The following is a 12,031-nucleotide window of genomic DNA, read 5'->3' as shown; positions in this document are numbered from 1 at the left end:
ATTTATATTCAATCCTGGTCCATGTCAAGCCTATTAATCAAGTAATAACAGCATTTGAATCAAATCTTGTTCATCCGCCTCTTTCCGTGTAAGTCTGTGTCCGAAGATTCTTCATTTCATAAAATAGCTTAATAAGTTTTCTGCGCTTCTACTTGGGAATATGAGGTGACATGATGTTATTTTCTGCACAAGGGGTACCACCCCAAGGATATTACCAAAGCATCTGGGACTTTACTTCCCACAACGAAAACAGTACAAAGGAAGCGGGGAATGTCGTTCCTTTTGACTTCGGACGGGCGGCTGAGTTCAGAGCGCCTAAAAGCATTGAAACGAGTATTGCTTCAGCACTAACACCTTATTGTTTGAAGCCCTTTGGCGGATACGTTGCCACCATTTCCAGAGGGAAGGTATGGGGAGAATCTGGTGCTGTTCTAACACCAGAAGGGAAATTGATCTTTGATCTTTCCCAAGAATATGACGCCAAGCAATATAGGATGCTTGAAGCAGATGAGCACCCAGTGTTTCACCGGTGGAATGATCCGCAGCTTCAACATTTTGCCGGGACCGCGGCGGTGTTAACCTTTTGCGGAGCCCATAACTATTTTCATTGGATGTATGATGTGCTTCCTAGATTAGCGATGCTTCAATCGAGCGGAATCACTTACTCCACTATTATCATGAATCCAAATCCGTATGGACCCTTTGTGGAACAAACATGGACCATGCTTGGGATATCCGAGTCATTGGTGATCCGGACGAATTCAGAAGCATATGTTCAGGCTGACCAGCTACTCGTCCCTTCCTTAATGATGAATTCACATTATCCTCCTTGGACCACGGATACACTGCGCAGATTTTTGTTACCGCATAGAGAAACAACACTAGTCACTCCGGAACGTTTTTATATTTCACGAAAAAAAGCAAGCTCAAGACGGTTGGTTAATGAAGATGATGTCATCCGCTGCCTTGAGAATTTTAATATCGTACCGATTTGTCTAGAGGACTGGACGGTTGCCCAGCAAATCCAATTATTCGCCTCAGCGAAAGTAATCGTAGGTCCACATGGTGCTGGACTCGCTAATCTGGCTTTTTGCCAGCCTGGAACACAGGTCATTGAAATTTTCCATGCCCAGCACGTTGTTCCAACCTATTGGATGATCAGCAACCATAATAATCTCGAATATTATATGGTGTACGGGCAAGGTGTTCCCGATCCTGCGATTCGTTTTCCAGGACTGGAGGACATCTATGTGAACGTAGATCGTCTGAAACAAACGATGCATCTGGCAGGCTTGGAATGAGAAGATTGCTTACTACTTTCTCGAATTCAAAAAGCGCAAAGCATATTTTGCTTTGCGCTTTTTAAGAAACATAGATTTAATCACGCCGTGTTACATACTTCAACCATAGCCCATCATCCGCAAGTTTTTCTACACTCTTCAAGCTAAAATTTGCTGGGGGCTGTTGTTTCATAGATGCATCCATTTCAAATAAGGTCACAGAATTAGCGGCACCATCTGCGATGGGAACTATAACCAGGTTCAACTCATCAATTAAATCTTCATTCAGGAAAGACCCGTTTAAAATGCCCCCACCCTCCAGCATCAATTTATCGATTGAGAATAATTGTTTCAGCTTTCCCACGACTACAGAAAAATTCAATCGTTCTTTTCCACCAAATATATATGAGATTCCTAGATTTTTCAGATAAGCTAGATAAGCATCAGATACCTGTTCTGTAAGCACTTCAATGATATGATCCTCTGTTCTATTGTGACTTCCTTCTGAAATGTAGTTTTTGGTCCAGCCTAATTTTCCAGTGGGATCTACAGCTACTGCATATGTTGAGGCATCTTTTTGAACGATATAGTCTGTTCTTGGAATGCTTGAAAGGTTACTCTGCTCTAATTCTAGTTTATTGCCTAATGTAAAATTCTCCTCCATGGTAATCCTGCCACATATCCAAGCTTTACATCCATACCGATCATGAATATTTTCGTACTCATCAATAAAATAGGCAGTCCGTTCTTCATCCAAATAATCTCCGATGATTTTACCATCCAATGAGGTAAGCATATGGCAAATAATATAGGGTCTGTCCATAATGATCCCCTTTTAACCAACTTGAACAGTTGGACGAATAATCATTTCATTGATAGCTACATCTGACGGTTGCTCAATGGCAAATGTGATCGCACGTGCAATGCTGTCTGCATCAATAGCCACTTTGTAAAATTCATCCAAGCCAGCTTTTGACTCTGCATCTGAGGTAGTAGTTAACAATTCGCTGCTGACGGCACCTGGAGAAACATTGGTGACACGAATATTGGTTCCACTCATCGCTTCTTCTTGACGAAGCCCTTCAGAAATTGCTCTAACCGCATGTTTGGTGCCACAATATACTGTACCCCCTGGGTAAATGTTATGACCAGCAACCGATGACAGATTAATAATATGACCTGATTTTTGCTCTCTCATTGAGGGGAGAACAGCTGCAATCGCATATAAAACCCCTTTGATATTTACGTCAATCATTTGATCCCATTCATCCACCTTTTTCTTAAAAAGAAAGGCTTGTGGCATGATTCCCGCATTATTAACTAATACATCAATTTTGCCAAACTTTTTAAGTGCATAAGCAGCCAGTTCTTCCATCTGTGTTTGGGAAGTCACGTCTGTTACTTTGTAGATGGCCGTTCTACCACTTTGTTCAATTTCTCCTTGTAGCTTTTGTAGACGTTCCTCACGACGTGCGCCTAGGACAAGCTTAGCTCCTTTAGAGGCTAGTTCTTTAGCAGCGGCTTCCCCAATCCCACTAGAAGCACCTGTAATAATTACGACTTTATCTTGGATATTAGACATGCGAATAAACATCCTTTCGATATTGAATATTGATTCATTAATGGACTATAGTCTATTATTATAAACAGTTACAAAATACATTCAATTGTACGATGATTCTGTTTTGTTCAATACTGAACAGATCCTATGAATGTGTTCAGTATTTTCTGAAAGTTAGGTGAACCACGAATGTCTAAAGTGGATAGAAGAATACTCAAAACTCAAGATGCGCTTAAAAAAGCTGTTATTGAACTAATGTCTGAGAAAAATTTTGACGACATTACCATACAGGATCTCTCCGACACAGCAAATGTAAGCCGGGGAACGATCTACCTTCATTATCTGGATAAATATGATTTGTTAGATAAACTTATCGAAGAACATATAGAGGTCCTAAGAACACTTTGTGAATCGGCGTCTGAATTGGATTTTATCGAGGCAACGTTGACCTGGACGGAATACTTCGATAAAAATTATTCTTTCTTCTCTATGATGCTAGCGAGTAAAGGTGCTCCTTATTTCCGAAATCGTTTCTTAAGCTTTCTTCTCGATGAGTTTAGACATGAAGTAACTACCACCGAAGGCATAAACGAAGGGTTACATGAAGAGGTTATTATTAGTTTTGTTGCATCGGCTTATGCAGGGGTAGTGGAATGGTGGTTCAAGAATGAAAGACCTGTGACCTATCAAGTCTTGGCTGAACAACTCGGAACGTTATTAGAGAGGAATTTATAAAAAAAAGCGGCGATTCACCTATTATAGGAGAATCGCCGCTTTTTTTTATCGGGCATTAATTACGGCAATAGATTACACATCTTTTTAAGGACTTCGGACCCAGATGACGTTATTTGGTAGTTTTCAGCTCTTGAAACAGGGCTTCGGACCTCAAGGACGTTATTCCTTAGAAAGTGACTTATATTTTGTGTTTTTCATGCCAATAGCTGCAGTGGGGTCCTTTAATCTTCTGAAAATCAGAAAATCTTGCCTTTAAGGTCAGAGGAGTCCGATAAAAGCATCTACTTACAAATGTTATCAGTTCAAGTAAAGATTCTTTTAAATCGCTCGTTTGAACTGGGTATTGTACAGCTCGTAATAAACGCCTTGCAGCGCAAGAAGCTCTTTATGACTGCCTTGCTCGGCAATTCCGCCACCCTGAATAACGAGTATACGATCAGCATCCTGGATGGTACTAAGCCTATGGGCGATCACAAAGCTTGTTCGTCCCTTCATTAGCTTTTCCATCGCCTGTTGAATATGCATTTCCGTACGCGTATCCACACTGCTGGTTGCCTCATCTAGGATCAAAATAGCTGGATCAGCTAGAATGGCGCGGGCAATCGTTAAAAGCTGACGCTGGCCGTGGCTCAAATTACTGCCTTCCGCATGGAGAATAGTCTCATATCCATGCGGCAGTCTATTGATAAAGGCGTCTGCATTGGCCAATCTTGCCGCTTCCTCTACCGCTTGGTCAGTCGCATCAAGACGGCCAAAGCGAATATTTTCCCGAATCGTTCCCGAGAATACATGCGCGTCTTGCAATACCATTCCCAATTGACTACGAAGTGCATTTTTATCCAGCTCTCCAATATCGCGGCCATCAATGAATATGGAGCCGCCGCTCAAATCATAGAATCTGATCAGCAAGTTGACAATGGTCGTTTTTCCAGCTCCCGTTGGGCCAACAAGCGCAATTTTCTCTCCGGGTTTTGCTTCAAACGTAACCCCGCTCAGAATCGGTGAATCCGGCTTGTAAGCAAATGAAACGTCTTTGAAAATAACATTCCCTTTTAACCTTGGCAGATCGTCACTTTGTTCATCACCGTCACCGTATTCGGATGGCATATCCATAACTTCAAACACACGCTCCGCACCAGCAATTGCCGACTGAATTAGATTGTACTGGTTAGCAAGATCGGAGATCGGTCGTCCGAACTGTTTGGAATACGTAAGGAAGCTAACGATTACGCCAACCGTAGCCATGTTATGAAAAGCCATCCAGCCACCCACCCCGGCAATGATCGCAAATCCAAGGTTATTAATCATGTTCATGACCGGTCCCACTAATCCGGAAACAATTTGTGCTTTAATGCCGACTTTATTCAACTCTCCACTGATTTTGCGGAACCGTTTCACTTCTGTCTCTTCCCTGCTGTATTGTTTGACTACTTTTTGTCCGCTGATGGTTTCTTCGATAAATCCACCCAACTCACCTAGATGGCGTTGCTGATTTTTAAAATAAGTTCGACTTAAACCTATGATTTTACGGCTGGACAATAACACAAGAGGGATCGTTATCAGTGAAACTACGGTCAACGGAACGTTCATCATTAACATGATCACTAGTGAACCGCTTAGGGTGATCAAACTGTTTAATAACTGGGTCACACTCTGATTAAGTGTACTGGATACGCTCTCTATGTCGTTGGTTGCCCGGCTCATTAGTTCTCCGTTAGCTTGCGTGTCAAAAAACTTAATCGGTAGCTGTTGATATTTGCTGAACAGATCACGACGCAGCTCAAACACGGTATTCTGTGAGACGGATGTCATAACATAGGCTTGCACCCAAGCAACCACACTGCTTAGCCCATAAATACCTATTAGGAGTAGACAAAAACGAATAAGACCCTGATAATCGTGAGGAATTACCGCAGTATCAATCGCTTTACCGATTAGATAAGGCCCAATCAACGAAAGAATTGCATTTAACACAGTAAATACATACACAATGATTAACCCGAACCGCTGGCGGTTCAAATACATCCAGATGCGTTTGAGTGTTCCCGCTTGATTCTTAGCACGTACGATTGGCACAGCTCCGCCCCGTCCGGGGCCAGATCCCGGTCCAGATCCAGATCCAGGTCCGAATCCGCCTGATCGATTAAAAGGAGTGGTGTTCATGCCATTATTAAGCTTTGACATAAGGCACCTCCTCTCCCTTCATCTGTGATCTCCAGATATCTCTGTATATTTCACTGCTGTTCATAAGTCCATCATGTGTACCTTGTACAGCAATTCGGCCGTTTTCTAATACCAGAATACGATCAGCATCAATTACAGAGGTGACACGCTGAGCTATCAAAATATTCGTGCTGCTGCGCAGCCGTGTTTTTAACATCTGCCGGATTCGTGACTCTGTCGCTGCATCGAGCGCACTAGTGCTGTCATCCATAATGAGGATTGTTGGCTGAATTAAAAGTGCCCGTGCAATCGAAAGCCGCTGCTTTTGCCCACCGGACAGGTTAATGCCACGCTGGCCGAGCTCTGTATCGTAACCCTGTGGAAGTTCTAAAATGAAATTGTGAGCTTCAGCGGCTATTGCTGCTTCTTTCACTTCCTCATCTGTGGCATCCGGTCTGCCGTATCGGATATTATCGCGGATAGTACCGCTGAACAGAATAGCCTGCTGCATAACATATCCGATTCTGCTACGCAAATCTTCAAGGACAATCATACGAGTGTCGGAGCCATCAATTGTAATGGATCCAGAGGACACTTCGTAAAACCGGGGAATGAGGCTGACCAATGATGATTTACCAGTACCGGTGGCACCAAGAATGGCCACTGTTTCTCCTGGCTCCGCAGTGAAATTAATATCGTCTAACACTAGATTTTCATCCGTAGGATCATAAGCAAAAGATACATTGTCAAATACGATCCGACCGTTGTGTATGGCATCTTTTTTAGCGTTGGCAACTTCTGTAATCTCACTAATGGTGGAAAATACTTCATTCTCCCGATCGGCAGAAACCTTGGCTCGTGAGAAGAAGGTCAACATATTGCTTAACATCAGCATTGACATCAACAATTGGGTTATATAGTTAATAAAAGCGATCAGCTGACCAACTGGCAGCCCACCGTTCCAGCTTTGCACTCCCCCAAACCATAGTACAGCAACAATACTGGCATTTAGTACAAGCATCATTAGCGGCATATTTAATGACATTAACCGTACCGCTTTTATCGCAATTTCTGTATAATCCTTGTTAGCTGTATTAAAGCGTTTCTGTTCATGGTTAGCGCGGACGAATGCTTTGACTACACGAATGCCTGATAAATTTTCCTGCAACACTGTGTTCACACCGTCTAATTTGACCTGCATTTTCTGAAATAAAGGAAAAGAAAGTCGGATTAACCCATACAAAATTAAACTCAAGAGTGGCACGGCAACGGCTAGGATGAGGGTCAGCATAGGACTAATCCGGATCGCCATCACCAAGCTTCCGACTAATAGCAAGGGAGATCGAATACTCCGCAAAATCATTTGCACAAAGGTTTGCAGCTGTACCACATCATTTGTTAATCGTGTAATCAGTGAGCCCGTCTTCAATTGATCCAGGTTCTTATTAGAAAATTTCTGAATATGTTCAAACAAGCTAATCCGCAAATCATTTCCGAAGTTTTGAGAAGCAATACTCGAAAAAATAGTGCAGCCCACCCCACCAATTAGACCGATAAACGCTACACCAAGCATGATCAGTCCGGTCGAGAAAATATGAGACAAATCTTTTGTCATGACACCCTTATCCACAATGCTTGCCATGAGCGTGGGCTGCAGTAAATCCATAGTCACTTCGACCAGCATCAGCAATGGTGCCAACACACACCACACCCAATATGGCCTCAAATAATGCTTAAGCTTCCACATTCCGCCACCTTCAATTGTTTAAGATAAATACGTGATTTTAGAACTAATCGGTGTTCTGGGTTTCGCATTCGGCACTTCCTCCGGATACCCCATTCCAAATATCCCAATAACATCGTAATTTTCTTGAACACTAAGAATCTCACGATTATGAGGCAAAGCCCCCAGCGAAGCCCAATACGTACCTACACCTGCTTCATGTGCAGCTAATAAGAAATTTTGTACGAAACAAGCAGCAGCCATAACATTCTCATCGCGTTCAAACGCAGTTGCGGCAGGCTTAGACAGAACTGCAAAAACAACAGGTGCGTTGCCAAAATCCGTCTTATGCTTTAATTTCGCTCTAGTATTGGGTCCGATGAAAAGAAGCTCCCAAGGTTCGGTCATACGATGATTAGGAGCGTAACTTGCAGCCTCCAGCCATGAATGTAACTCCTCTTCACGAATTGGAGTCTGTTTGAATTGTTTTGTACTTCTACGGGTTTTAATAAGCTCAGTTATTTTCATCTTTTTCTTTACTCTCCTCTTTATTAACTTTTGATGTTGTATCTTCTGGAGCGATCTCATGAATCTGAAAGATTTGTTTAAACTCTTCAATGATCGCTTCCGTTGCTTTTAATTCACCGCTAACCACTTGTTTAATCGATTCAAGCTCAGGCTGATTTAACTGCCGCTGTAATGTAGCCCGGTTAACCATAAGCTTATCTAAAAAAGCGATGGCTCTGCCACGGCGAAAAGTTTGAGCACTTTTAGGATGTGGATCCATTGATTCCGTCATCCCATGTTTCATAAAGCCACGATCTCTGTGTTCGCCACGTCCCTCACGATCTCTGTGCTCTCCATGTTCCCTATGACCGCCACGTTTGCCGACATGTCCTTCACGCATTTTATTTCCTCCTTTTGCGGTGTATACATTTGTATACGTGCTCTTCATGTATACAAATGTATACGATAGAAACCATTTCTGTCAAGATCATTTTTCCATTTTGTAACATCATTATTGCTTACTTTATATCTAAAAAAACAATAAAAAACCCGCATAAAGTGCGGGCTTAAAGAGAAAAATTATCAAATTCAACGGAGTGATTTATAGGGAAAAGCTATTTTTCTTATACTCCTGAACGGATACTCCCATTACTTTTTTAAAACAGTTACTGAAGTAAAATGGATCTTTAATGCCGACCTTTTCAGCAATTTGATAAGCTTTCCAATCCGTTTCATTCAGAAGCTTCACCGCTTTTTCCATTCTGCACTTGAGAAGATAATCCGTAAAGCTAATCCCTGTGTCCTGCTTAAAGATCCGGCTAAAGTAACTGGAATTCATGTGGAATTTATTCGATACATAGGATAAAGACATCTCCGGAATGTGCATCTCCTGTTGAATAAAATCTTTAACTTCATGGATAATATTATTAGTTTTTTTGCTTCGTGCCTGGATTACTTGAGAGGTTACCTTCTCTGTGAGTTCAAGTAATGTCTGTTGCATGTCTGGCAGGCTATCGAGCTCAAAAATCCTTTTATATGGCGAAATATCGAAAGAAAGATTATTATCTAGTATAACTCCCATTTCAGCGAGTGAATTGATTAATGTGGAGACAAATTGGGCGGAAACCAGCCTAGCTCGTTCCACAGAAAAAGCCTCGGACTTCTCCAAATCCTGAAACATTTTCTCAATGGATTGCACAGCCTTGTCTAAGACACCAGCTTTTACAAAAAACAAAATTTCCTCAATTTCAATCGTCTTAACTTCCCAGGATCGGCCCCCGAAATGAATTTCATCATTAAAAAAATAGATAGCGTTACTGCCCTTTAACTTACCATATCTAACTGCCTCCAGCGCCTCTTTATAGGATTCTTTGATCCTATTGAAATCTGTACAGGTACTACCTACGCCAATGCAAGCTTTACATCCAAGCTTTTCATGGAGCGATTGGGCCAGCCACTCTCCAATCTTCGTAAGATTCTGATTATCTTTTCTATTAAGAAGGACAATCCGTTGACTGTTATCAAAAAAAACTTCGATTCCCTCATACTCTTCAAGCGCGTAATCAATAAACCTCTTACAACGCAAAGACTGCAGGATTCGTTGTTCCTCCCCTTCTTCTAAAGGAATTTGAAGTTCAATAAGCATGATTGAAAACAAGCTGTTCGCTGATTCAGGAAAAAAGTAATGGAATCGGCTATCCAGCTGATCGGGGTCCCAGAGGCCTGATAGCAAATCATTTAGAAATTTTTCTTTTAGTTGAACGGCGTGTTCTTTTAACTGTCGGTTCAGCTCCTGATATTCGTTCCACCGCTCTGTCTCTTCCCGGATTTTCCCATGAAGATCTACCGCAACTCTTCGTATCTCCTCGGCTTGGAGCGGCTTCAAGATAAAATTTTGTACTCCAATGTCCAGGCTTCTTTTTGCATATTCGAATTCGGGATGTGCAGTGATGATCACAATTTTGACTAGCGGATACCTTTCTTTTATCAACCGGCTTAATTCCAGTCCATCCATAAAAGGCATACTGATATCTGTAAATACTACATCCGGTTTCATGGTTTCGATCAGATCTAACGCTTCGCTTCCATTCGAGGCCTCACCTACGAATCTGTAACCAACCGCTTGCCAATCTATAATGATGGGAACAATTTTTCTCGCATTAATTTCATCATCCACAATAATGGCTCTGAGCAGTTCAAGCTCCATGACTATTCCCCTCCTCAAGCGGTAGTTCCAATTCAATCCGAGTTCCTTCTCCCGGTGCACTGACCAAACTACAATTCATGTCCGCCCCATAGTACAGCTTCAAACGCATCAAAGTACCGCGCAACCCAAAACTGGACTCATTTTGCCCATAGGGCTCAGCTTGCATTTCCCGACGTTTGTCTTCATTCATCCCCACACCATCATCTTCCACGACTAGCTTCAGTCGATTCCCCTGAATTCGGGCAAGGATGCGAATCTTACCACACTCCCCTAAAGGGCGAATACCATGATAAAGCGCATTTTCTACAAGCGGCTGAAGCGTCAATTTGGGTATCCGAACATACTCAGCTTCTTCCGGCACCTCAATTTCACTGATGAAAATTTCTGGATAGCGAATATTTTGTATACTCAAATAACTTTTAGTGATCTCTACTTCTTCTCTTAACGTTACTACATCACTGCCCTTACTAAGACTCTGACGATAGAAGGCTGCAAGCTCAGAAATAATCTGGTACGCCTCATTATTATTTCCTGACAAAGTTAAATAGCCAGCTGATTCTAACGTGTTATATAAAAAATGCGGTTTAATTTGCTGCTGCAAAATATCCAATTCGAGTTTCCGAATCAATTTCTGTTCTTCTTTCTCCCGCTTCAGCGCTTGCTCAATGGTCATAATCATATTGTTATACCTATCTTTCAACTGGTTCAGCTCATCCGTTCTCGCCTCGTACCGAACCAAACTGAAATCTCCAATCTCCACTTTTTTCATGGATCGCAGCATATGTAAAATAGGTGTAGTAATGAATCTAGAAATCCAGACGGAGCCTAAAAATATAGAAATGAAATTAAACAACATAATCATTAACAGCATCAGATTAAATTGACGATAAGGGCTTTCCCATTCCCCAAGAGGCTGAGCACTAGTAAACCTCCAACCACGATCCATTGAAACCAGAGAAGAGATCAGATAATTATGATCTTTGATCTTTACGATTTTGCTACTGCCGAGCGGCACATCAAGCATAGAAGAGTTTGTATAAGTCGATAATTCAGGCCGTGTAAAATCAAGGAGTGTCTCATATCCAGTTTCGATCATTAAATCAGGTTTATTATCGTTGATCGAACGTTCATAGCTTTTTTTTAGCTCCTGAACTGTAATGTTCACGACTAATACTCCTATTTTCTTAGAAGTGTTCATGTCGTTTACGATGCGAATCAGAGAAATATATTGTGGATCCTGCTGGGGTTCCTTCGTCTCAAAATTGAAGATACCTCCGGCATTTTTCCTCCAAATTGCTTTTCCGTCTAAGGCGACCGCCTCGGAGTACCATTCCGCTGACTCGATCCCATCCGTTCTGATCGGTTTTGCAGACTGCAAATCAATCGCAAACTTACGTCCTGCATTATCGAATAGATAGACAGAAGAGATAGAGGGCTCTGCGAGCATAAAATCTGACAGAGCAACCTCTAGCTTGTAAGTTAAAATTCCGATGTCGTTACCCGCCAGATCACTGCCCAAAATTTCCTGAACCGTATTGTTCGACACGATCATCTTGGAATAATTATTCGTGCTGTCAAGAAGTGATTCGATTCCGGAATTCATGGCGTTCAAGGTTTGAAGCGATACCTCACCTACCTTTTCCTCGGTGAATTTCTCATTGATTCGTTGGTACATAATACCGCTTGCAATCATGGAAACCACTAATAAGGCCAAGTAGTAAAAAACGATTTGTGATCGGATACGTGCAAACCTCACCGGTAACCTCCTGACCGACAATTAAGCGAATACGGACTTTTATTTATAGCTTCTTCAATACGACACTAGTATAGCATTTTTCGAAAGATTCCTATCCCAT

General features: G+C 42.0%; 10 protein-coding genes. 2 read left to right on the top strand and 8 right to left on the bottom strand.

Features of this window, described 5'->3' with window-relative positions:
• The first annotated feature begins 173 nt into the window (after positions 1 to 173).
• On the top strand, positions 174 to 1,301 hold the full coding sequence (locus NYE58_RS18005) for a glycosyltransferase family 61 protein (protein ID WP_341002536.1): 1,128 nt from the start codon (positions 174 to 176) through the stop codon (positions 1,299 to 1,301).
• Between the two features lie 76 nt (positions 1,302 to 1,377).
• Here the strand turns inward: NYE58_RS18005 and NYE58_RS18000 are convergent, their stop codons facing one another.
• Positions 1,378 to 2,103 (bottom strand): RibD family protein, encoded by a 726-nt coding sequence (locus NYE58_RS18000; protein ID WP_076276505.1) that lies wholly within the window; start codon positions 2,101 to 2,103, stop codon positions 1,378 to 1,380.
• A gap of 12 nt (positions 2,104 to 2,115) precedes the next feature.
• Positions 2,116 to 2,862: an SDR family oxidoreductase gene (locus tag NYE58_RS17995; protein WP_076276504.1), complete on the bottom strand. Its 747-nt coding sequence runs from the start codon at positions 2,860 to 2,862 to the stop codon at positions 2,116 to 2,118.
• 168 nt (positions 2,863 to 3,030) lie between these two features.
• Between NYE58_RS17995 and NYE58_RS17990 the strand changes: the two genes are divergently transcribed.
• Complete coding sequence (locus NYE58_RS17990) at positions 3,031 to 3,576, top strand: TetR/AcrR family transcriptional regulator (RefSeq protein WP_076276503.1); 546 nt, start codon at positions 3,031 to 3,033, stop codon at positions 3,574 to 3,576.
• A gap of 318 nt (positions 3,577 to 3,894) precedes the next feature.
• On the opposite strand, the gene NYE58_RS17985 is transcribed toward NYE58_RS17990, so the two are convergent.
• The 6 genes from NYE58_RS17985 to NYE58_RS17960 form a co-directional block, all read right to left on the bottom strand.
• On the bottom strand, positions 3,895 to 5,760 hold the full coding sequence (locus NYE58_RS17985) for an ABC transporter ATP-binding protein (RefSeq protein ID WP_081387453.1): 1,866 nt from the start codon (positions 5,758 to 5,760) through the stop codon (positions 3,895 to 3,897).
• On the bottom strand, positions 5,747 to 7,486 hold the full coding sequence (locus NYE58_RS17980) for an ABC transporter ATP-binding protein (RefSeq protein WP_076276502.1): 1,740 nt from the start codon (positions 7,484 to 7,486) through the stop codon (positions 5,747 to 5,749). Before NYE58_RS17980 ends, NYE58_RS17985 begins: the two co-directional genes overlap by 14 nt.
• Positions 7,487 to 7,504: 18 nt before the next feature.
• Positions 7,505 to 7,990 (bottom strand): nitroreductase family protein, encoded by a 486-nt coding sequence (locus NYE58_RS17975; RefSeq protein ID WP_076184571.1) that lies wholly within the window; start codon positions 7,988 to 7,990, stop codon positions 7,505 to 7,507.
• A complete protein-coding gene (locus tag NYE58_RS17970) occupies positions 7,977 to 8,369 on the bottom strand; it encodes a hypothetical protein (protein ID WP_076125684.1) in 393 nt (130 codons plus the stop codon). Before NYE58_RS17970 ends, NYE58_RS17975 begins: the two co-directional genes overlap by 14 nt.
• A gap of 201 nt (positions 8,370 to 8,570) precedes the next feature.
• Positions 8,571 to 10,175, bottom strand: coding sequence for a response regulator (locus NYE58_RS17965; protein ID WP_341002534.1), 1,605 nt, complete (start codon positions 10,173 to 10,175; stop codon positions 8,571 to 8,573).
• On the bottom strand, positions 10,165 to 11,931 hold the full coding sequence (locus tag NYE58_RS17960) for a cache domain-containing sensor histidine kinase (protein ID WP_076217565.1): 1,767 nt from the start codon (positions 11,929 to 11,931) through the stop codon (positions 10,165 to 10,167). Before NYE58_RS17960 ends, NYE58_RS17965 begins: the two co-directional genes overlap by 11 nt.
• Between the last annotated feature and the right edge of the window lie 100 nt (positions 11,932 to 12,031).

The organism is Paenibacillus sp. FSL L8-0708 (assembly GCF_038009325.1).
GTDB classification, from domain to species: domain Bacteria; phylum Bacillota; class Bacilli; order Paenibacillales; family Paenibacillaceae; genus Paenibacillus_AQ; species Paenibacillus_AQ odorifer.
The sequence above is the reverse complement of the archived record's forward strand: the minus strand, read 5'-3'. Positions and strand labels throughout refer to the sequence as shown.